Annotated in this window: 21 protein-coding genes; 2 read left to right on the top strand and 19 right to left on the bottom strand. The window is 53.4% G+C overall.

Annotated elements, in window-relative coordinates; translation table 11 throughout:
- Positions 1-780: 780 nt before the first annotated feature.
- The 13 genes from lipA to ACJJIN_RS22245 all read right to left on the bottom strand — a co-directional run bounded on the left by lipA (position 781) and on the right by ACJJIN_RS22245 (position 13,081).
- A complete protein-coding gene (lipA, locus tag ACJJIN_RS22305) occupies positions 781-1,764 on the bottom strand; it encodes a lipoyl synthase (protein WP_282931475.1) in 984 nt (327 codons plus the stop codon).
- Positions 1,757-2,458 carry a lipoyl(octanoyl) transferase LipB gene (gene lipB / locus ACJJIN_RS22300; RefSeq protein WP_444896243.1) on the bottom strand — a complete coding sequence of 234 codons (702 nt, stop codon included), beginning with the start codon at positions 2,456-2,458 and terminating at the stop codon, positions 1,757-1,759. The genes lipA and lipB overlap by 8 nt, the downstream gene beginning before the upstream one ends.
- Entirely contained in the window at positions 2,458-2,739 is a 282-nt protein-coding gene (locus tag ACJJIN_RS22295) for an HP0495 family protein (protein WP_444896242.1), read from the bottom strand. The genes lipB and ACJJIN_RS22295 overlap by 1 nt, the downstream gene beginning before the upstream one ends.
- A gap of 167 nt (positions 2,740-2,906) precedes the next feature.
- Positions 2,907-4,052, bottom strand: coding sequence for a D-alanyl-D-alanine carboxypeptidase family protein (locus tag ACJJIN_RS22290; protein WP_444896241.1), 1,146 nt, complete (start codon positions 4,050-4,052; stop codon positions 2,907-2,909).
- 249 nt (positions 4,053-4,301) lie between these two features.
- A complete protein-coding gene (locus ACJJIN_RS22285) occupies positions 4,302-5,177 on the bottom strand; it encodes a septal ring lytic transglycosylase RlpA family protein (protein WP_282931471.1) in 876 nt (291 codons plus the stop codon).
- 147 nt (positions 5,178-5,324) lie between these two features.
- Positions 5,325-6,335, bottom strand: a complete 1,011-nt coding sequence (gene mltB / locus ACJJIN_RS22280; RefSeq protein WP_413663142.1) for a lytic murein transglycosylase B — start codon at positions 6,333-6,335, stop codon at positions 5,325-5,327.
- A 42-nt stretch (positions 6,336-6,377) separates the two neighbouring features.
- Positions 6,378-7,523 (bottom strand): rod shape-determining protein RodA, encoded by a 1,146-nt coding sequence (gene rodA, locus ACJJIN_RS22275; protein WP_413663143.1) that lies wholly within the window; start codon positions 7,521-7,523, stop codon positions 6,378-6,380.
- Positions 7,516-9,411 carry a penicillin-binding protein 2 gene (gene mrdA / locus ACJJIN_RS22270; RefSeq protein ID WP_413663144.1) on the bottom strand — a complete coding sequence of 632 codons (1,896 nt, stop codon included), beginning with the start codon at positions 9,409-9,411 and terminating at the stop codon, positions 7,516-7,518. The genes rodA and mrdA overlap by 8 nt, the downstream gene beginning before the upstream one ends.
- Positions 9,412-9,531: 120 nt before the next feature.
- A complete protein-coding gene (gene rlmH / locus ACJJIN_RS22265; RefSeq protein ID WP_444896240.1) occupies positions 9,532-10,008 on the bottom strand; it encodes a 23S rRNA (pseudouridine(1915)-N(3))-methyltransferase RlmH in 477 nt (158 codons plus the stop codon).
- Positions 10,009-10,013: 5 nt separating this feature from the next.
- A complete protein-coding gene (gene rsfS / locus ACJJIN_RS22260; protein WP_444896239.1) occupies positions 10,014-10,391 on the bottom strand; it encodes a ribosome silencing factor in 378 nt (125 codons plus the stop codon).
- Complete coding sequence (gene nadD, locus ACJJIN_RS22255) at positions 10,388-11,071, bottom strand: nicotinate-nucleotide adenylyltransferase (RefSeq protein WP_444896238.1); 684 nt, start codon at positions 11,069-11,071, stop codon at positions 10,388-10,390. The genes rsfS and nadD overlap by 4 nt, the downstream gene beginning before the upstream one ends.
- 48 nt (positions 11,072-11,119) lie before the next feature.
- Positions 11,120-12,403: a glutamate-5-semialdehyde dehydrogenase gene (locus ACJJIN_RS22250; RefSeq protein WP_444896237.1), complete on the bottom strand. Its 1,284-nt coding sequence runs from the start codon at positions 12,401-12,403 to the stop codon at positions 11,120-11,122.
- Between the two features lie 96 nt (positions 12,404-12,499).
- Positions 12,500-13,081: an LON peptidase substrate-binding domain-containing protein gene (locus tag ACJJIN_RS22245; protein ID WP_282931464.1), complete on the bottom strand. Its 582-nt coding sequence runs from the start codon at positions 13,079-13,081 to the stop codon at positions 12,500-12,502.
- 188 nt (positions 13,082-13,269) lie between these two features.
- Here ACJJIN_RS22245 and ACJJIN_RS22240 point away from each other — a divergent pair, with 188 nt between their 5' ends.
- Entirely contained in the window at positions 13,270-13,551 is a 282-nt protein-coding gene (locus ACJJIN_RS22240) for a peptidylprolyl isomerase (protein ID WP_282931463.1), read from the top strand.
- 72 nt (positions 13,552-13,623) lie between these two features.
- Here the strand turns inward: ACJJIN_RS22240 and ACJJIN_RS22235 are convergent, their stop codons facing one another.
- The 4 genes from ACJJIN_RS22235 to mpl form a co-directional block, all read right to left on the bottom strand.
- Entirely contained in the window at positions 13,624-16,206 is a 2,583-nt protein-coding gene (locus ACJJIN_RS22235; RefSeq protein WP_444896236.1) for an efflux RND transporter permease subunit, read from the bottom strand.
- Between the two features lie 118 nt (positions 16,207-16,324).
- On the bottom strand, positions 16,325-16,612 hold the full coding sequence (locus tag ACJJIN_RS22230) for an Rdx family protein (RefSeq protein WP_282931461.1): 288 nt from the start codon (positions 16,610-16,612) through the stop codon (positions 16,325-16,327).
- Positions 16,602-17,195, bottom strand: coding sequence for a flavin prenyltransferase UbiX (locus ACJJIN_RS22225; protein ID WP_444898282.1), 594 nt, complete (start codon positions 17,193-17,195; stop codon positions 16,602-16,604). Before ACJJIN_RS22225 ends, ACJJIN_RS22230 begins: the two co-directional genes overlap by 11 nt.
- A 100-nt stretch (positions 17,196-17,295) precedes the next feature.
- Positions 17,296-18,678: a UDP-N-acetylmuramate:L-alanyl-gamma-D-glutamyl-meso-diaminopimelate ligase gene (gene mpl / locus ACJJIN_RS22220; RefSeq protein WP_444896235.1), complete on the bottom strand. Its 1,383-nt coding sequence runs from the start codon at positions 18,676-18,678 to the stop codon at positions 17,296-17,298.
- A 287-nt stretch (positions 18,679-18,965) separates the two neighbouring features.
- On the opposite strand from mpl, the gene ACJJIN_RS22215 reads away from it, so the two are divergent.
- A complete protein-coding gene (locus tag ACJJIN_RS22215; RefSeq protein ID WP_282931458.1) occupies positions 18,966-20,228 on the top strand; it encodes a 6-phosphofructokinase in 1,263 nt (420 codons plus the stop codon).
- A 66-nt stretch (positions 20,229-20,294) separates the two neighbouring features.
- Here the strand turns inward: ACJJIN_RS22215 and ACJJIN_RS22210 are convergent, their stop codons facing one another.
- Together ACJJIN_RS22210 and ACJJIN_RS22205 are read right to left on the bottom strand one after the other, a co-directional pair.
- Positions 20,295-20,657 (bottom strand): VOC family protein, encoded by a 363-nt coding sequence (locus ACJJIN_RS22210; protein WP_444896234.1) that lies wholly within the window; start codon positions 20,655-20,657, stop codon positions 20,295-20,297.
- 30 nt (positions 20,658-20,687) lie between these two features.
- A complete protein-coding gene (locus ACJJIN_RS22205; RefSeq protein WP_413663153.1) occupies positions 20,688-21,056 on the bottom strand; it encodes a hypothetical protein in 369 nt (122 codons plus the stop codon).
- Between the last annotated feature and the right edge of the window lie 37 nt (positions 21,057-21,093).

The following is a 21,093-nucleotide window of genomic DNA, read 5'->3' as shown; positions in this document are numbered from 1 at the left end:
CATCACGAATAAGGATGAATACTGGATCTATAGTACAAATTACATTTTTATAAAACAGCAACTCCCCTATCCACAATACAGATTGATATATTGATTTAATTACCCAAGGAAACCATGCTAGGCTTCCGAAAAACACCCAAGGGCAAGTCAAAACACAACACACATTTAAAGGGGGCTGGATTTAAATAATAGCTTTCACACCTCAAAGCTCCGCCCACTTAAATTAACATTATAAAAAATGAGTATATTCCCCATGAAAACTCTAACCTTTTATAAATTCACCTTAATCATTGTGCTTGGCTTACTTTCTCTAACTGGAAATGCCGCAATTAACTGTACCGAGCAAGTTACACGATTGATAACCCATAAAAATGGAGGTGTATACTTTCAAACAAATAAGACCTGCTCCCAAAATTGGTGCAAAGTTGATTTCCCTGACGAAATCCAAGTAACTCGGGCCTACTCAACTTTGCTTACAGCTAAAATAGCCCAAAAGAATATAAATTTTGTTTGGAGTAATTTGGGATCTTGTGAAGAATACAACGAGATCCATGTATCACCAGAATTTTTCAGTATATGATTTTTCGCAGCATTTCTAGAGTCTAGCTAGGAGCTTTCATCACACACTCTCCTAGGGTTGGGCTGACATTAGCCCCAGCGATTAGCAACTGAATATCTTTACGAGCGGGCAGTTCGGGTTCGTATTTACATATGATCTGGGGAGAATGACAAAAAAGGGTGCTTGAAAGCACCCTTAACAAATCAACTTATTCCGCCGGCTTAACCCACTTTCTCTCCATGAGCCTGCTTATCAGCATGGTAAGAAGAACGTACTAAGGGACCACAGGCCGCGTGTTTAAAGCCGATTTGCTCAGCGTAGCGGCGATACTCTTCAAACTCATCCGGGTGGACGTAGCGCTGCACCGGCAAGTGTTCTTTACTCGGTTGCAGATACTGGCCGATCGTAAGCATATCGATATCATGCTCGCGCATATCGTCCATTACCTGGAAAATTTCCTCTTTCTCCTCACCCAGGCCAACCATCAACCCGGACTTGGTCAGTACGTCAGGGCGACGCTTTTTGTATTCCTGCAGCAGCTTTAAAGACCACTTGTAATTGGCACCGGGACGAGACTCTTTATACAGGCGTGGCACAGTTTCCAAATTGTGGTTAAACACATCCGGAGCTTCTTTCTCCAGAATGTCCAGCGCTACATCCATACGGCCGCGGAAATCCGGAGTGAGAATTTCCACTTGCAGGTTCGGGGATTGCGCTCTCGATTCACGAATACAATTGGCAAAATGCTCGGCGCCACCATCGCGCAAGTCATCCCGGTCAACAGAGGTGATTACCACATAGCGCAAACTCATTGCAGCAATGGCATCCGCCAGGTTCTTAGGCTCTTCCGGGTCCAGTGGATTGGGCTTACCGTGGCCTACGTCGCAGAAAGGACAGCGACGGGTACAGATTTCACCCATGATCATAAATGTCGCGGTACCGCCACTAAAGCACTCTCCCAAATTAGGGCAGCTCGCCTCTTCACAAACCGTTGACAGTTTTTGTGAGCGGAGAATATTTTTGATGCGATCCACTTCTTTTGAAGCGGGAACCTTTACGCGAATCCAGTCAGGCTTACGCAGCAGGTTATCGCTGGCAATTACCTTCACCGGGATACGCTCTACCTTATCGCCATCGCGAAGTTTCTCCCCCTGCTGGAGGCGGCGAGTGCGCTTAACGGGCACCAGGTCGGGTTTATCAGCCATTACTTAATTCCTGCTGTTCTGCGCTCAGCTGCGCAAATACTTTTTCATCAATGGGTTGCCACTGGGCGTCGGGCAACTGAAGAGTGTGGAGCAGCTCGCGTACAAAAATCTCGGCGACCTGGCTCCAACTCGGGGTTGGTTCCAATATTTCTGCCATCTGCACCATCTGCATCCCCGCATAGCCACAGGGGTTGATCCGCAGGAATGGAGCCAGATCCATATCGATATTGATGGCGATACCGTGGAAACTGCACCCCCGCCGAACTCGCAATCCGATAGAGGCAATCTTACTTCCCGCACGTGGGCCTTCAGTGAGGTAGACCCCCGGCGCATCGCCCCTGGGTGCCGCTGCAACACCAAAAGTTTCCAGCATTGCCACCGTGGCAGTCTCCAGGGCAGTGACCAGATCACGCACGCCGATTTTTGCTCTACGCAGGTCCAGCAATGGGTACACCACCAACTGGCCGGGGCCGTGATAAGTCACCTGTCCCCCACGATCCACCTGAACCACGGGTATATCACCGGTATTCAGCAGGTGCTCGGCTTTGCCTGCCTGCCCCTGGGTGAAAACCGGTTCGTGCTCTACACACCAGATCTCGTCGACACTTTCGCCATCGCGACTATCGGTATAGCGCGACATAGCCTGCCAGACACTCTTGTAATCTCGCCGCGCAAGATCGCGAACAATGGTCATCAGAGCACCATATGCACAGCGGGGTGCTGTTTCAGTTCTTCAAATAATGCTTTGAGCTGCTCCTCACCAGTGGCGAGGATAAAGAAAGTCATTGAGGTGAATTTACCAGTACTACTGTCACGCAAGGTAACGCGCTCTTCATCCAGGCCGGGGGCATGGCGACGCATCACATTCAGTACAAATTCGTGCGCCTCATCATTGGCATCACGCACGACCTTGACCATGTAGTCTTCGCAGGGAAATTCAATTTTCGGGGCTTTTTGATTGGGATCTTGACTCATACCACTCTCCGGGGCCGGGCTGTTAGATATTGAGAAAAGCTTAGGCACAGCCGGGCGGCGATTATACAGCGGCTAAACAGCAGTGGACAGTGAGCAAAAGGGGAAGTGGACAGAGAGTGGGGAGGGATGGACAGGGATGGGAATCATTCCCACCCCTAAATCAGCAATTAGCTAAAAAAGCCCATTACAAAGCGCTTGATGGAGTCCCACATGCGTTTGAAGAAACCGGCACGCTCCACATCTTCGGCAGCAACGGCTTTAACATCGGCGACAGTCTCACCATCCAGGGTCACAACAACTTTACCCACTGGCTGGCCCTTCTGCACAGGCGCTTCCAGCTCGCCATCCACAATCAGGTCGGCCTTAATGCCTTCCTCACCGCCTCGGGGGATGGTAACGAATACATCTTTAGCTACGGCAATACCCACGCTGGGCTCTTCACCACCCCAGACACGCTCCGTCTGCAACTCTTCACCCTGACCATATACCTTATGGGTTTGGTAGTAGCGGAAGCCGTAGGCGAGCAGTTTTTGGGTCTCAGAGGCGCGTTTCTCATCACTGTCGGTGCCGACAACAATAGCAATCAGGCGCATGCCGCGCTTCATTGCAGAAGCTACCAGGCAGTACCCTGCTTCTTCCGTATGGCCGGTCTTAATTCCGTCTACAGAGGAATCGCGCCACAGCAAACGATTGCGGTTGGGCTGGTTAATGCCGGAGTAGCTGAAATACTTCTCGGAATAAATATCGTAATGCTCTGGGTGGTCCATTATCAGCGCGCGCGCCAGTACACCCAGGTCATGGGCAGTCGTTACATGCCCCTCTGCAGGCCAGCCGGTGGCGTTGACGAAGTTAGTATCTTCCATTCCCAGCAGCTCTGCCTGCTGGTTCATAACTTCGGCAAAGACCTCTTCACTACCGGAGACGTGTTCTGCAAGGGCAATACTCGCATCGTTACCGGATTGAATAATCACACCGCGCATCAAGTCGATAACCGGCACCTGGTCACCCACTTTGACAAACATCTTGGAGCCACCCTTGCGCCAGGCCTTTTCAGAGATACGAACCATATCGTTTTCTTTGATGCTCCCCTTAAGGATCTCCTCAGAAACGATATAAGCCGTCATCATCTTGGTAAGGCTTGCCGGCGGTACCGGAGTATCCGCCTCGTGCTCAACCAGGACCTGACCGGTATTGGCATCTAAGAGCAGGTAAGACTTCGCCGCCAATTGAGGCGGTGCAGGGATAAGAGATTGCGCCTGGGCCAGGCCCGCACATAACAACAGGAAAGAACAGGCGATAATCCGTGTGATCATAGGTATATGTCTCGTCATTCCTCGTTTTCGTTGGCTTAACCTGCAACGAAATCTACAAGGTTAATCAGCGGCACTAGAGCTTGTCACCAAACGCCGCCTATCATTACAAAATTACAAAATACAAGAAAAAACGCGTCAATGCGCACTATTTTGTGAACGGGTATTCAAATGACTGCCACCGATAGCATCAGTCACAATCATTTAAGGCAGATATCACCTTTCCCTATTGATACCCAAAAGCCCACAACACTATTCGTAAACTACTTGTGGCTGTCCAAATTGCTTTTGCTCAACAGTTTCCCGCGCTGTTGCCAAAGCTCTCTGCTGGGTGAGTGGGCCAATTCGAACTCGATAATAAGTCTTGCCGCCACTCTGAACAGAACTAACAGCAACAGGATAGTCAATGGCCGCTGCCAATTGGGTGCGAATTTCCTGGGCCTGCGCGGAACTGCTATAAGCACCAACTTGCAGATAGGTATTGTCGGGCAACTTGATAGTTGTATCTTCCGCCAAACCAGCGGTGCCATCACTATTGGCCAGCACTTCATTGGCGGCCGGCAACGCGGCCGGGTCCAGAGCCTCTACCTCAACCCGAGCAATGCCTTTATCAATGTATCCGAGCTTTTGCGCAGCAGTATAACTGAGGTCGATGATGCGCCCGTGCACAAAGGGCCCCCGATCGTTTACCCGCACGATAATACTGCGGCCATTGTCGAGATTGGTGACCTTGGCATAGCTGGGCAGTGGTAGCGTTTTATGGGCAGCAGACATGGCATACATATTGTAGACCTCGCCATTTGCAGTGCGTCGGCCGTGGAATTTTGTTCCATACCAGGAAGCCTGCCCCACCTCTTTATAGCCCTTGACGTCATTGCGTACACGATACGTGACACCGTTGACCTTATAAGGGGATTTATTGCCGGCGTCGCCGATCGGCTCGCGGACAGGGATCGGCTCAGGGGCTGCTTGCATATTTACCGGAGCAGCAGGGCCACTATCCTTGATGCTATTAAAGTCCGGTTGCTTGGTGTTTTCGGTTTTCTGTGGTTTTGGCTGCGGGCCACTACAGGCCGCTAATATCAGGACCGCCAGGGCCACTCCCCAACGCGCTTTGCACTGAAACATAATCCCCCCGGCGCGCGACAACTTATTGCTGCCGTCTCCAAGCCGCTATTATCTGGAACTGCTAAATAAAATAGAAAAATATGAACACTAAAAACCCAAATGGTTCCCTCCATTTGGGTTAAATTTAGCTGCGGGACTGAAGCCGCCTTAAGACTTGCCGCCTCTCGCTTTAACAATCTCTTGGGCCAGGTCATTGACGGCCATAGCGTAAAGGCGACTGCGGTTATAGCGGGTGATAGTCGCGAAATTATTCAAACCGAGCCAATACTGTTTTCCCTGCTCAGTTTGCAGGGAGAATACGTTGGCCGGCATTTCCGGAGCCACCTGGCTAGTAGCGTTAAAGCCTTTGTCCGCCAATTCTCCAACGGTCCACTGCGGCTGCAGAGTATCGTTGACGATTGTCATGTCCGCATTCGGGCGGGGGCTGGCCAGTACCGCGACCGGTTCACCGGGCTTCCATCCATGTTTAACGAAATAGTTAGCCACACTGCCGATCGCATCGGTAGGGTTGTTCCATATATCCGCCTTGCCATCGTCGCTGAAGTCCACCGCATAAGAGCGGTAGCTTGAAGGCATGAATTGGCCGTAGCCCATAGCCCCAGCATAAGAGCCCTTGAGAGCCAAGGGGTCCATATCCTGCTCACGAGTCAGCAGAAGGTAGTTTTCTAACTCTTTGGTAAAAAACGCAGAGCGACGGGGGTAGTTAAATGCCAGCGTGGAAAGTGCATCCAAAACCCGGTAGCCGCCCATATTACCGCCGTATCGGGTTTCAATTCCGATGATGGCAACAATCATCTCTGCCGGTACACCGTATTTCTTTTCAGCCTCAGCCAGGGCCTCGGCATTTTGATCCCAAAAGTCTACCCCACCGGCAATGCTCTGCGGGGTGAGAAACATTTTGCGATATTCGTGCCAGGGCTTGGCTTTCTCAGCTGGCCGTTTGATCGCCTTTAGGATGGAATCTTTGCGCTTGGCCTCACGCATCAGAGTCTGCATTTCTTCGCGATTAAAATCGTGCTCTTCCACCATATAATCTACGAATTCTTGCGCTTGTTTATTATTTCCGTGACCCGGTTCCTGCGCACAGGCGGCGAGGGCCAGTCCCATCCCGATTAATAATCCCGAGGTCCACTTCAAAACGACCGCTCCTGTCTTCATCTCGCGTCTCTAAATCCGGTTATTGTCCCTATGCAGTGTTCCTCAAAAGTGAACTCTGCGCCGCTCAGTGCCAACAGCCATCAACAAGCCAAATCCGGCCATCAATGTAATCAAGGATGTCCCGCCGTAACTAATCACAGGCAAAGGCACCCCAACTACCGGCAACAATCCTGTAACCATACCAATGTTTACAAATACATAGACAAAAAAAGTGAGGGTAATACTCCCCGCCAACAATCGGCCAAATACGTGCTGGGCCATAAAGCTGATGTAAATGCCACGGGCGATAATCAGTACATATAGCAAAAGCAGCAACAGGGCGCCGCGCATGCCCCACTCCTCCGACAGTACCGCGATAATAAAATCGGTATGGCTCTCCGGCAGGAAATCGAGCTGTGACTGGGTTCCCTGCAGGTAGCCTTTGCCGTAAACACCACCGGAGCCGATAGCCGCTTTGGAGTTAAATATATTCCAACCAGCACCAAAACGGTCATCATCTGGGTTGAGCAGGGTCAAAATTCGCTGCCGCTGGTAATCGTGGAGCCCCCAGTGCCAAATTGGATAGGCAGCAACCAACAGCGCCATTGCCGCGGCACTGATCATCTTCCAACTCAACCCCGCTAGATACAGGGCAAAAAGACCGGACGCCGCAATCAGGATCGAAGTCCCCAAATCCGGTTGCCGTACGATAAGAGCTGCGGGAATCGCCACAATTGCCAAAGCTCCAATCACTGTGGTCAGTGATGGCGGCAAACGGCGTTGATGCAGGTAAGCTGCCACTGCCATGGGGACACCGAGCTTCATCACTTCCGATGGCTGGAAGCGAAACCCGCCTATCTCCAACCAGCGCTGCGCCCCCATCGCCTTGGTGCCAAAGAACAATACCCCAACCAATAGCGCACAACCGGCCAAATAGGCCCAGGGGGACCAGCGCCGATAAAAATCCAGGGGGATTTGCGCAACGATAAACATGCCCACAAAGGCCACGCACATAAAAATTGACTGGCGCCGCACATAGTTCATATCACCGCCAGAAGCGCTGTACAGCACTCCAAGTCCTACAGCGGCCAACACCAACAACAGTACCAGTAGCGGTATATCAATATGCAGGCGGCGTGAGAGACTGACCGGCTTGCGCAGACTGCCGTGGGCATCTGACAAACGGTGGGAGAAATCGCGACTAGCCATTGCCAGCCCCCTCGCTCAAATAAGTGGTATCCGCCGTCTTCTGCGGTTCCAACTGCGGGCGTGACATCCACTCCGCAAATAGCTCTCTTGCCACCGGAGCAGCGACCTTGCCGCCGCCCTCACCATTTTCGACTAATACCGAAACAGCGATACGGGGGTTATCCACAGGCGCGAAGGCCACAAACAGGGCGTGGTCTCGGTGGCGCTCTTGCAGGGCCTCTGAGTCATAGCGCTCCCCCTGGGCAATACCGACCACCTGAGCGGTACCGGACTTACCCGCCACGCGGAAGTCCAGATCTTTACCTGCCCGTTTCCCGGTACCGGTACGGTGGTTGACTACAGCCTCCATTCCCTCGAATACCAAATCCCAGTGATCAGGGCGGGCCTCGAGGTTGTGCAGTATCTCGGGAGGTTGTTCCACCCCGTTGATCGACTTGACCATCTGCGGGCGGTAGTGGGTACCGCGATTGGCAATCGTGGCAGTCATTACTGCAAGCTGCAGTGGCGTCGCCAACACAAAGCCCTGCCCCAGCACCGCATTCAAACTGTCACCGGGGAACCAGGGCATTCCGCGGGCGCCGCGCTTCCAGTCTCGGGAAGGAAATAGTCCAGAGCGCTCCATGGGCAGATCAATCCCTGTCTTGCTGCCCAAGCCAAAATGAGAGGCGATGCTGTGCATATCATCGATATCCCAGCGGTGCGCCATATCCCAAAAGTAGACGTCACAGCTCTGCGCCATGGCCTGTATCAGATCCACTTTCTCACCGTGCCCCCAGCGCACGTGGTCGCGGTAGATGCGCGGATCGTTGGGCAGCTTGTAAAAGCCGGGGTCCTTGACTGTACTCTCTCGGGTAATAATGCCCGCCTGGAGTCCACCCAGCCCCATCAACGGCTTTAGAGTCGAGCCCGGTGGATACTGCCCCTGCACCGCCCGATTAAACAGGGGCACATCGAGAGAATCGCTGAGGGCGCGATAGTCGGCAAAGCTGATGCCGGTCACAAACAAGTTGGGGTCGAAGGACGGCTTGCTGACAAACGCCAACACACCACCGCTATTTACATCGATCGCAACTACTGCACCGCGGCGATCTCCCAGGGCATCAGAGGCGACTTGTTGCAGCTGAGCATCCAGGTTGAGCACCAGATCCGAGCCCGGTTTGGGGTCCCGGCGCTCCAGTACTCGTAAAACCCGGCCACGAGCATTAATTTCGACATTTTCATAACCGACCTCTCCGAGCAGGAGATCCTCGTAGGAGCGTTCCAACCCGACCTTACCGATGCTGCGGGTACCGCGATAGCGGCGCACATCATCCTCGGTAAAGTTACTCAGGTCGCGGTCACTGATTCGCCCCACATAGCCCACACTATGGGCAAATAGATCCCCGAGGGAGTAGTAACGCACTAACTCCGCCTCCACTGACACCCCAGGCATACGGAATTGATTAACACTGATCCGTGCGATTTCATCTTCGTTCAATCGAAATCGGAGAGGCACTGGCTCATAGGGGCGCCGGCGCTTGAGGCGTTTCTGGAATTTGGTGACATCATTTTCATCGAGTCGCACCAGGTTACCGATCAGCTCTAACGTGGCATCCATATCGCGAACGCGCTCGCGAACAATCGACAAGTTATAACTGGCGCGGTTATCGGCTAGCAAAATGCCGTTGCGGTCATAGATCAATCCGCGGGTCGGCGCGACCGGGCGCACCTGGATACGGTTCTCATCAGATTGAGTGCGGTAGTCTTCGTAATTAACCACCTGGAGGTTGTAGAAACGCGCAACGAGAACACCCAATAAAAAGATAACCCCCACAAGCGCCACCAACATACGATTGCGAAACAATCGCTGCTCGGTATGGGGGTCCTTGAGATGGTAATCGTGCGGCATCAGAATTTATTCGATGGTTTTTGACTGGCGTGCAAAAAATCTAATTCCCTACATTAACACAGGGCGAGTCAGGAGAGAGAACCGAGTCGGCAAATCTCTCCGCGACTTATCGCAAATATTTTATTTGTGGTAGGGATGGCCGGCCAATAATGTCCAGGCGCGATAAATTTGTTCAGCCAGAACCACCCTCACCAGCGGGTGCGGCAAGGTCAGTGGGGACAGAGACCAGCGCTGGCGTGCACGGGCGAGGCAATCTTCGGATAAACCGTCGGGCCCGCCAATTAACAGGCTGATATTTTCCCCGAGCATTTGCCAATCACTTAATTGCGCCGACAACTGCTCAGTACTCCAGGGCTTGCCTTTCACATCGAGCGCTACCACGTGATCCCGCGGTCCCAAAGCGGCGAGCATCGCCTCGCCCTCTTTTTTTCGCGCTTTTTCAATCAGGGCAGCAGAGCTCTTTTGGCCTCGTTGGCCGAGTGGAATTTCCACCATTTCCAGAGCAATTTCCCGGGGCAGGCGCTTAGCGTACTCGGCGTAGCCCTCCTGCACCCAAGCCGGCATTTTTCCACCGGCGGCAAGAATGCGGATTTTCACAGCAATTAACCCTGGTGCGGATCACTGCCATCGGCATCGTCACGGGTATTCGGAGTCATAGACCAGAGTTTTTCCAGATCGTAGAAACCGCGAACATCTGCGAGCATCACGTGAACAACCAAGTCACCGTAGTCGACTAATACCCACTCGCCTTGGTCGACACCTTCAACACCAATGGGACGAATACCTTCTTTTTTCAGCTCGTCTACAACGTTCTCTGCCAGGGACTTAACCTGGCGACTGGAAGTACCAGTACAGATCAGCAGATTGTCCATTACATCTGAATGTCCGGAAACATCCAGGGAAACAATATCCTTACCTTTCAAATCTTCCAGCGCATTGAGAGCGATATCTTTAATATTTGTCATAACACCTTGATTCATTGCGGGTCGCCTGAAGCAACCTCTGTATAAAGTCGATGATCTTCTATGTACTGCAACACAGTTGCGGGCAGTAAATAGCGTGGCGACTGGCCACTTTTAATTAATTCGCGAATTTGCGTCGCGGAAATTGGCAACATAGTCTGCTCCCGCAACAGCAGGCAACCACATGCTCGTGTATGCAAGTCTGCAACCGTGCCCCGATGATTCTCCAGCAGTTCTGCCAGAGGGCCATGCTCTTCGCTATCGCGATTTGGCAGGTGCCAGCCAGGCCTTGTTACCACCACCAGATGTGCCAACTCCAAGAGGCGCTCCCAGCGGTGCCAGCGGTGCAGACTCAATAGGGAGTCCAATCCCATGCAGAAACTGATGGAGGTTTCATCTCCCAGTTCACTGCGCAGCTCCTCCAGGGTATCTACCGTATAAGTAGCCCCGCCACGATGGAGTTCTCGCTCATCCAGGGTGAGTTCCTCACACCCCTCCAACGCCAGAGCCAGCATTTCGCTGCGCTGGCGGGACGATACACCTGGCGTCTGCCGGTGGGCGGGCTGGTGGCTGGGTAGCAAGCGCATTTCATCAAATTCGAGCACCTGGCGCAGCTCCAGCGCCATCCGCAAATGACCGAGATGAATCGGATCAAAGGTTCCGCCAAACAGGGCCAACTTATGCCTTTTGCTCGCCACAATTATTTCTCGTACCCCCCGCACTCGCTGCCCCAAAGGGAAAAGTGCTTATTGCCGGATATGGCCATCTCCGAACACAATCCATTTTTGCGAAGTGAGCCCTTCCAGGCCAACCGGGCCGCGGGCGTGGATTTTATCAGTACTGATACCAATTTCCGCCCCCAAGCCGTACTCGAAACCGTCAGCAAAGCGGGTTGAGGCATTAATCATCACTGAGCTGGCATCCACAGCACTCATAAAGCGGCGGCTGCGACTGTAATCCTGGGTGACAATTGCCTCGGTGTGGCCGGATCCGTAACAGGCAATATGGTCCATAGCCGCTTCCATATCCGCAACAACACGCACAGCCAGAACCGGGGCAAGGTATTCCTCACTCCAGTCATCTTCTGTCGCCGCTACACAGTGAGCAATGATTTCACGGGTCCGGTCACAACCGCGCAATTCAACCCCTTTGTCTTCGTAGGCACCAGCCAAGCGCGGCAGTATATCCGCCGCAACCATCTCGGCAACTAAAAGTGTTTCCATGGCGTTACAAACACCATAGCGATGGGTCTTGGCATTGAGGGCGATATCGAAAGCTTTGGCCAGGTCAGCCTGATCATCGATATACACATGACAAACACCGTGCAGGTGTTTGATCACCGGCACCCGGGCTTCGCGACTGACCCTTTCAATCAGGCCGGTTCCGCCCCTGGGTACAATCACATCCACATATTCCGGCATAGTGATCAGGGCACCCACCGCCGCTCGATCGGTGGTATCGACAACCTGCACCGCCGTTTCCGGCAAACCCGCTTCGCGCAAGCCGGCGGTAATACAGGTGGCAATTGCCTTGTTCGAGTGCAGCGCTTCACTGCCTCCACGCAAAATTGTGGCATTGCCGGATTTTAAGCACAGGCTCGCTGCATCAATGGTCACATTGGGCCTGGACTCATAAATAATGCCCACCACTCCTAGGGGCACACGCATTTTGCCCACTTGAATACCGCTGGGGCGATAGCGTAAATCTTCAACTTCTCCCACCGGGTCGGGCAGCTCTGCCACCTGCACCAAGCCCTCGATCATGCCATCGATGCGGGCATCGTTAAGCTCCAGACGATCCAGAAGAGCCGCATCCAGGCCGCGCTCGCGACCGGCCTGCATATCCAATGCATTGGCCTTCAGTAAAGATACTCGCTGTGTCTCCAGTTGGGCAGCGATGGCTTTAAGAGCATTATTTTTGGTGGAGGTATCCGCAGCAGCTATCTGTTTGGCGGCGGTACGGGCTGCGCGCCCCATTTGTTCGAGCTTGGCGCGAGTGGATTGCTGATCAGCGGTGTCTGTGGCGGTCACTTGGCTCTCCGTGCAAAATCCGGTCGGCCGCGCAGTATAACCCAGCGAGACCCGGTTGAAAGTGCCGATTACCGGGCCCCACAGCTTTATATCTAGCTATTCCCGCGTCCAGCGGTCCAGGTTCTCGGCAATGGTTGCAAGCCGCATAAGAGGATCTTCTACCGCTAGCAAGTCGGTGCGAACCTTATCTTCCAATGGCAGAAGCTGAGCCAATTGCCAGGATAGTGAGTCCGCAGACTCCACCGGCTCAAATTTAAGTGATAGCGTCTGTGCCCGCTCCTTCAACTCCTCCAACACCGACAGAAGACCATCGCAATCCGCTGGAATCGGCTTTTCATCTTCATCTGGTATCCATTCCACGTCCCCCAGAAGCAAGTCATCTTCTGCGCGACGGGTGTGGACAATGCGAAAGCGACGCCGACCTTTCACCTCCACATTTAGCAGCCCTCCCTCGCCCTGCCCCCAATCCACGATGTCGACATAAACACCGAGAGGCCATACTGAAGCGCGCCCCACTTCGCCCCCGGAGCGAATCAAAACAATGCCGAAGCCACTATTGGTTTTCATGGACTCACTGACAAGGTGAATATAGCGCTGCTCAAAAATCCGCAGGGGCAAAGTCACGCCGGGGTATAGAGGGACACTCAGGGGAAAAAGGGGTATCTGTTGCAAAGTCATCACTCATTATTTTTTGTGTGCCCTAAAGATAACATCGCCCTAGGGAACTCTGCGGCAGGTTAAGAGACTTTTTACCGCCAACCGGTTGGATTGCGAGCAAGTTTTTCCACTTTGCGGTAATTGTCGCTGGCAAGCCCAACACCCAGCCTTTAAGCTGCTGCGGTAAATTGACCAAACGGAGATTTTTCATGCCTACAGCAACCGCTCGCCATATCCTGGTTGAAAATGAACAGCAGTGCCAGGACCTGAAACAGCAAATCGAGAACGGCGCTGACTTCGGTAAAATTGCCGAGCAGTACTCCCAGTGCCCCTCTAGCCGTTCCGGCGGTGACCTGGGCTCTTTCAGCAAGGGAATGATGGTTCCCGAATTTGACAAGGTCGTATTTTCCGAAGAGCTGCATAAGGTACATGGCCCAGTCAAAACCCAGTTTGGCTACCACTTGCTGGAAATTACCAGCCGCCAAGACTGAGTCCCGACTGTTAAGCAGACATAAAAAAGCCGGGGTTATCCCGGCTTTTTTTATATTTCAAATTCCTTCGCTTCAGGCGCTGGGCGCCTCCTGCATCGGTGCCTCGGGCTCAACTTTATCAGCTTGCCTCTGACGACCGAGGGGCTTGAACATCACCAGCAACAGGGGCAGAAGTGTCAGGGAACCCAACAGTGCGGCGGACATCGCCAGCGCGGTGAGGAGACCGAAATAGATCGACGGAACAAACTTCGACAGCGCCAAAATTGAGAAACCGACAATAATCGTGATCGCAGTGTAGAACATGGCACGACCAATCGTCGCATGGCTGCGATGCATGGTCGCCAGGTAATTGCCATCTTTGGCAAACTCCGCGCGGAAGCGATACAGGTAGTGAATCGCATGGTCCACCCCGATACCCACGGTAATCGCGGCGATAGTGATGGTCATCATATCCAGCGGAATACCCGCGAGCCCCATACCACCAAGTACCACACAGGCCGCCAGCATATTTGGCACCAGTGCAATCAGAGCAATCCACAGAGAGCGGAATAGCACCAGGAACATCAGCAGGATTCCGACAAAAACAGCACCCAGGGTCAGGATCTGGGATTTAAACAGGCTCTGTAACATATTGTTGTACAGAACCAACAGGCCGGTCTGATGAACATTCTCTGGAGCTATGCCCATCTCATTGTGAGCGTAGTTGTAGATACGCTGGATCAGCTCATCGCGACGCAGGGTGGGGTCTGTCTCCATCACCCGCAGGGTGATACGAGCCTGGTTGTTCTCCACAGATAAATAGGGGTCTACCAAAACGGAGCGAATTTCGGCCGGCAGGCTGGTATTGGCCACCGCCAGCTCAAAGTCATTGAGGGGACCGCCATTCAGATCCACGGCAACTTTATACAGGGTCGCCAGAGATTGAACCTTGCCTATCTCCGGCTGCTCCTCCAGGTAATCATGCAGCTGCTCCAGCTTTGCCAAACCGGCAACCGTAAACCAGTAGCTCTGCTCCACTGACTCCTCTTCACCGCCAAATGGATCATCGGAGGCAAAGGGGTCCTCTTCTACAGCGAAGGGATCTTCCTCTGCTTCCATCGCAAAGGGATCTTCTTCTCCCTCGAAAGCTGCCTCCTGCTCCTCGGGCTGATCCAAGATAATATCCAGGGTCACAGTGCCACCCAGGCGGCGGTCAATCACCAGCATGCCCTGATAAATTTCCGTGGAATCATCGAAGTAATCGATAAAGCGGTTTTCCACTTTCAGCTGGGATATACCCACCACACTCACGACGGCTGCCAGCAGTGAAATACCTAGCACCACAAACTTGTGGCGCTCAGCAAAGCGGGAAAACTGCAGGGTAAATGCGTGGGAGTTATCTGCACTCACACTGCCCACACGCTTCGGCAGCACCATCAGGAAACTGGGAATAATCAGGAACGACAGCAGCAGAGCCACAGTCACACCCATCGTCATCATCCAGCCAAAATCGATAACCGGGCGAATGCCGCTCACCACCAGGGACACAAAAGCCACGATGGTGGTCAGTGCGGTATACAGGCAGGGCTTGGCCATAAAGCGCACTGTCTGCAATACCAGCTTTTCAAGATCCCAATCCGGGTTCTGGGCAATATATTCCCGGTAGCGCACCGCCAGGTGGATGGTAATTGCCAAGGTAATAATTAACAGCAGTGCGACAAAGTTGGCCGAGATCACTGTCAGTCGCCAGTCCAGCCAGCCGAGTAGCCCCAGCATCACCACCGCAGTGGTAACACAAGTCATCAGCGGCAACAGCACCCAGCGCGGCTGGCGGAAAATCAGCAACAGAGTAATCACGATAAAAGCGAGAATCCCCACACCGAATACCAGCAGGTCGCTCTTAATAAACGAAATCATATCGGCGGTAATCATGGTGACACCACCGAGGAACAGCTCCGCTTCGCCGTTGTAGCCAGCCAGAATTCCGCGCACGGTATCGACTCGCTGGTGGGCAACTTTCTCTTGCTCAGTACGGTGGGCCAGATAGACCGCGCTGATCTCCTCCAGGCGAACGGTCTCTTCCGGAGTCAGCCCCTCTGTATTGCGCTTGCTGCGCAAAGCATCCCGCTCGCGCACCATCTCGATGCCGCGGCTATCCAGTTTCAGGTTCGCCAGAATGGCGGTCGTCTGCCCGTCCGGACTCAGGATCAACTCCCGATAAATCGGACTGGAAAGGAACTCTTGCCGGGCCATATCCCGGTCGACATCGGGCCTGGAGAGCGTGCGCACCTCATCGCTGATATCGGTGAGAACCAGCTTGGGGCTGTACAGCAGTGGGACATCGAGAATGCTCTGCACACTGGACACACCATCTACCTTGGCCAATTCATCCCGCAACTTGCCCAGGGTTTCCAGGGACTCATCACTGAACAGGTCCCCAGTCTTGGAGCGGTAAGTAACGACCAGGAAATCGCCACTGGCATAGCGCTCGGAAATCTCGCGGAAATAATCCAGGGATTTATCAGCTTCCAGAGTGAGGGAATCGGCAGAGGCGTCGATCTTCAGGCGGGACAATCCGAGGGCTGCCAGCAGGGTTAACAGGCCGATAACCACCAACACCGCAGCGGGCCGCTTGGTCACCAAGTATTCATAAGACTTCTGTAAAGCTGACAGCATAAATTTCCGCTTCTTTCCAAACTAAAAACTGGCCGCATTGCGGCGCGCATATTGTTCGCCTATGCGATGAATTAGCAAACCTAAAATTTGCCACCGCACCGTTTTATTGGAACTTTTTTCAGGGATTGTCGATATGCCCCAGGTCGCGTTCGGGAAACAGGGTATCCCTGACGCGACGTTTGAGCTCCTTAGCACCGGGAAAGCCGCCGTCACGCTTGCGCTCCCAGATCAAAATTTCGCCAATCCGAATCTCGAATACTCCCCCAGTACCCGGTTGCAATGCAACCTGATTGAGGTCATCGGCGAAAGTGTGCAGCAATTCCTGGGCCATCCAGGTGGCTCGCAACATCCAGTTGCACTGCACACAATAGTGAATCGTAATACTCGGTTTTATCTCATTGCCCATCCTGCTCTCCCCAGCTGGGCAACAGCTTCTGCTCGATGCCCAACTGGTCGAGCAACCGCGCCACCACGAAGTCCACAATATCTTCTACCGAACTGGGCCTCTGGTAAAAGCCAGGGCTGGCCGGCAGGATCATGGCCCCCATGCGGGTGAGTTTCAGCATATTTTCCAGGTGAATCTCGGAGTAAGGTGCCTCGCGGGGAACCAGAATGAGCTGGCGGCGCTCTTTCAGGGCTACATCCGCAGCCCGCTCAATCAGGTTGTTCGATGCTCCACAGGCCACCGCAGACAAGGTGCCACCACTTGCCGGGCAGATCACCATACTGGCTGGCGCCCCGGTTCCAGAAGCCACCGGGGAAAACCAATCGCGCTTGCTGAACAGAGTTAGCTGACCTTCCTGCGCGGCAAAACGATCGGCGAGGAAATTCTGCAACTCGCGTTCATCGCCCTCCGGCAACTGCATATCAGTTTCGGTGTTGATGACCACCTGAGCCGCCTCAGACAACAGCAACCACACGCGCACATTCGATGCCAGCAGGCACTGAAGCAGGCGCAAACCATACTGAGCGCCGGAAGCCCCGGTCATAGCCAGGGTCACGGTCTTCTCGAAAGGAGATTGATGCAAAGTCGATACCTTATTTAGCCCTGCGAGTATAAGGCTGCGCAGGAAACATTAGTCTTCTGACTTAGAGATCGTATTTCTGTTCCAGGGCACCGATAAGGCGCTGGTGGATACCGCCAAAGCCGCCGTTGCTCATCACTACGATATGGCTACCGGAATCGGCTAGCTGCAACACAGATTCCACACCATCTTCAATCGAATCAAAAGTTTTGGCCGGCACCGATGAGTGGTGGGCGACGTCTTCCAGGGACCAGTTAACTCCCTCAGGCTGATACCAGAGCACCATATCGGCCCCGGAGCAGGAGTCGGCCAGCTTGCCCTGGTGCACTCCCATACGCATGGTATTGGAACGCGGTTCAATCAGGGCAATGATTTTATCCTCCCCAACCTTCGCCCGCAGGCCATTGAGGGTGGATTCAATCGCGGTGGGGTGATGGGCAAAATCATCGTAAACACGGATGCCGGCCACTTCTCCCAAGCACTCCATACGGCGTTTAACCCCCTGGAAGCGTGCCAGAGCTGCCGCACTCAAATCTGGGGTGACACCCACATGCCGCGCCGCAGCCATAGCCGCGAGGCCATTTTGCACATTGTGCTGCCCGGTCAGGTCCCACTCGACCCGCGCCACAGCTTCGCCTTTAAACTGAACCGTAAAGCTGCTGCCATCAGCGGCAATATCCACTGCGCACCAATCACCCACTCGCACACCATCGGCAGACTCGCTGCCAACCCGCTGTACTTCACTCCAGCAGCCTTTATCAAGCACCTGCTCTACATTCTCTTCGGCAGAGGCCACTATCAAGCCACTAGCAGGCACAGTTCGTACCAGGTGATGGAATTGTTTCTGGATTGCCGCCAGGTCCTCAAAGATATCTGCGTGGTCAAATTCGAGATTGTTGATAATCATCGTGCGCGGGCGGTAGTGCACAAACTTGGAACGCTTGTCGAAAAAGGCAGTGTCATACTCATCCGCCTCAACAATAAAGAAGGGAGACTCTCCCAAACGAGCAGAGACACCAAAATTAGCCGGGACCCCACCGATCAGGAAGCCGGGCTGCATATCTGCCGCTTCCAGAATCCAGGCCAGCATACTGGCGGTGGTGGTTTTACCGTGGGTTCCGGAAACCGCCAATACCCAGCGGCCACCCAGGAAGTGATCGCACAACCACTGGGCGCCAGAGGTGTAAGCCAACCCTTTTTCCAGCACCGCCTCTACTGCCGGATTTCCCCGGGACATGGCATTGCCAATAATCACCAGGTCCGGGGCGGGCTCCAGCTGTGCGGGATCATAGCCCTCGGTAATTTGGATACCCGCCTGTTGCAACTGGGTGCTCATAGGTGGATAAACATTGGCGTCACTGCCGGTTACGCGGTGCCCTTCCGCCACCGCCAGTTGGGCCAAACTGCCCATAAATGTGCCGCAAATACCTAGAATATGAATATGCATAGCGGAAAAATGTACTCCTACGGGTTGCGGCGCAAGCTTAACACGGCAAATCGGGCCAGTAATTGCCAAATACCCCAGTTACCATGCAATTTACTCGCTATTCCATTAGACTCCGCCCCCGCATTGGTCGGCCTCATCCCCGGTACGGTGGTAGGAATTTTCCCGAAAGGGTCGACACCCGATACGAGCTCCCGGTTATCCCCACTGGCACAAATGTTTAAAACTAGATGCGAGGCGGATTACCGGATCGGGATACTTCTCTATATCTCTATAAGCACAGGATAACCATGTCGAAAAAGAACGCCTTTTATGCGCAGTCCGGTGGCGTTACCGCCGTGATCAACGCATCCGCCTGCGGCGTAATTGAAGCTGCGCGTGAAAACCCGGACCAGATTGGCAATGTCTACGCAGGGCTAAACGGTATTCTCGGCGCGCTGCGCGAGGAGCTGATCGACGTGAGCCAAGAGAGCGCAGAAGATATTGCTGCACTGCGCCACACCCCCTCCGGTGCCTTTGGTTCCTGCCGCTATAAACTGAAGAGTCTGGAAGAGAACCGCGCAGAATACGAGCGCCTGATCGAAGTCTTCAAAGCGCACAATATTGGCTACTTCTTTTACAACGGTGGTGGCGACTCCGCAGACACCTGCCTGAAAGTATCCCAACTGTCCGAGACCATGGGTTATCCAATCCAGGCCATCCATATTCCCAAAACTGTGGATAACGACCTGCCCCTGACCGACAACTGCCCGGGCTTTGGTTCCGTTGCCAAATATGTTGCCGTTTCCACCAAGGAAGCGGCCATGGACGTAGCCTCCATGTGCGCCACTTCTACCAAAGTATTTATTCTCGAGGTGATGGGCCGTCACGCGGGCTGGATTGCCGCTGCCGGCGCTCTGGCCCAAGAACAGGAAGGCGATGCACCCCACATTATCCTGTTCCCGGAAATCGCTTTCGATAAAGAGAAGTTCCTCGCCAAGGTACAAAAGACCGTAGACGAGAAAGGCTACTGCGTTATCGTCGCCTCCGAAGGCGCCCAATACGGCGACGGCACCTTCCTTGCCGATGCCGGCACCACTGACGCCTTTGGCCACAAGCAGTTGGGCGGTGTTGCACCGACCCTGGCCAACATGGTCAAAAGCGAACTCGGCCTGAAGTACCACTGGGCCCTGGCAGATTACCTCCAGCGCGCCGCCCGCCATATCGCTTCTGCTACCGACGTTGAGCAAGCCTACGCCGTAGGTCGCGCCGCAGTGGAAATGGCTGTAGCAGGCAAAAATGCCATTATGCCAGCCATTATTCGCGCAGAAGGTGAAGAGTACAGCTGGTCCATCGCAGAGGCACCACTGTCTGAAGTCGCCAACGTAGAAAAATTTATGCCGCGCGAATATATCAGCGAAGATGGCTTTGGAATTACTGAAGAGGGACGCAAGTACCTGCTGCCATTGATTCAAGGCGAGGACTACCCTCCCTACAAAAATGGCATTCCCCAATACGCCACCCTGAAAAAGCAGCTGGTGGAAAAGAAGCTGGGTACCGATTTCGAAGCTTAATAGAAACGGTTGCCAGTGTCCCAAAAGCCTCCGAGTAAAATCGGGGGCTTTTTTCTGTAAACGCCTCTACGCAGACTCCACATCAGACCAAACCGCAAATTCATTGCCGCAAGGTTCCCTAAAATGGAAGCGCCTGCCACCGGGAAACGGGAAAATTGGCTTGGCTATTTCGGCTCCGCATCGCGTCACCTTTTCCAGGGTACCCTCCAGGTCGCGGCTGTATAACACCACTAGTGCAGATCCATTTTCGGTAGTGCTTTGCAACTCTGCCTTGAAAAAACCACCGTCCAATCCCGCATTTGAAAAAGCGGTGTACTCCGGACCGTAATCGGTAAAAGCCCAATTAAAAGCCTCGGTAAAGAATGCTTTTGTCTTACCCAAATCCCTGGAGGGCAACTCAATATAATTAATTTTCTCGCACTCTCTCATAAGCTCACCATTTTCCTTGTTTTTCAATTTTCAGGCTGTAGGCCGCACAGGGGTATTCACCACCTGAAAACTGCCATTTGCCAGCGCTAGTGGCCGATCCTGATAGAGAATAATGGCGCGATCCATCATCTGTACAAAATCGAGCATCGCATAAAGCACCACACCTTTTCGCCCCTGATATATATCAGGCCGATAAATCAACGCCGCCATCCTATCGTCCATGGCTTCATAGGTATATGAAGCTTCCCCAACTAACTTTCCCGACGCCGTAACGTAACAATGTGTCGCGGTTTCATAGGTTACCGTGTGGGTAGAAAGGTCGGGGAAATCACCTTGTTTTGAATAGTGGGTGCCGGTCCATTCCAGGCTTAAACCTTCCAATGTCTTAAATGCCTGCAAACTAAGTCTCCCCCTGTGGTTTAATAGCTTCGCTGAT

Source organism: Microbulbifer maximicatervae (SeqCode), from assembly GCF_052467505.1.
This window is presented reverse-complemented; position numbering and strand designations above follow the sequence as displayed.

Excerpts from the sequence above, each read along its gene's own strand:
- mltB (WP_413663142.1), bottom strand. The coding sequence starts at position 6,335 with ATGAAGACAGGAGCGGTCGTTTTGAAGTGGACCTCGGGATTATTAATC.
- rodA (WP_413663143.1), bottom strand. The coding sequence starts at position 7,523 with ATGGCTAGTCGCGATTTCTCCCACCGTTTGTCAGATGCCCACGGCAGT.
- ACJJIN_RS22240 (WP_282931463.1), top strand. The coding sequence starts at position 13,270 with ATGCCTACAGCAACCGCTCGCCATATCCTGGTTGAAAATGAACAGCAG.
- ACJJIN_RS22230 (WP_282931461.1), bottom strand. The coding sequence starts at position 16,612 with ATGGGCAATGAGATAAAACCGAGTATTACGATTCACTATTGTGTGCAG.
- ACJJIN_RS22290 (WP_444896241.1), bottom strand. The coding sequence starts at position 4,052 with ATGATCACACGGATTATCGCCTGTTCTTTCCTGTTGTTATGTGCGGGC.
- ACJJIN_RS22215 (WP_282931458.1), top strand. The coding sequence starts at position 18,966 with ATGTCGAAAAAGAACGCCTTTTATGCGCAGTCCGGTGGCGTTACCGCC.
- mpl (WP_444896235.1), bottom strand. The coding sequence starts at position 18,678 with ATGCATATTCATATTCTAGGTATTTGCGGCACATTTATGGGCAGTTTG.
- rsfS (WP_444896239.1), bottom strand. The coding sequence starts at position 10,391 with ATGAATCAAGGTGTTATGACAAATATTAAAGATATCGCTCTCAATGCG.
- lipB (WP_444896243.1), bottom strand. The coding sequence starts at position 2,458 with ATGACCATTGTTCGCGATCTTGCGCGGCGAGATTACAAGAGTGTCTGG.
- lipA (WP_282931475.1), bottom strand. The coding sequence starts at position 1,764 with ATGGCTGATAAACCCGACCTGGTGCCCGTTAAGCGCACTCGCCGCCTC.
- ACJJIN_RS22210 (WP_444896234.1), bottom strand. The coding sequence starts at position 20,657 with ATGAGAGAGTGCGAGAAAATTAATTATATTGAGTTGCCCTCCAGGGAT.
- ACJJIN_RS22295 (WP_444896242.1), bottom strand. The coding sequence starts at position 2,739 with ATGAGTCAAGATCCCAATCAAAAAGCCCCGAAAATTGAATTTCCCTGC.
- mrdA (WP_413663144.1), bottom strand. The coding sequence starts at position 9,411 with ATGCCGCACGATTACCATCTCAAGGACCCCCATACCGAGCAGCGATTG.
- ACJJIN_RS22245 (WP_282931464.1), bottom strand. The coding sequence starts at position 13,081 with ATGACTTTGCAACAGATACCCCTTTTTCCCCTGAGTGTCCCTCTATAC.
- ACJJIN_RS22285 (WP_282931471.1), bottom strand. The coding sequence starts at position 5,177 with ATGTTTCAGTGCAAAGCGCGTTGGGGAGTGGCCCTGGCGGTCCTGATA.
- ACJJIN_RS22235 (WP_444896236.1), bottom strand. The coding sequence starts at position 16,206 with ATGCTGTCAGCTTTACAGAAGTCTTATGAATACTTGGTGACCAAGCGG.
- ACJJIN_RS22225 (WP_444898282.1), bottom strand. The coding sequence starts at position 17,195 with ATGACCGGGGCTTCCGGCGCTCAGTATGGTTTGCGCCTGCTTCAGTGC.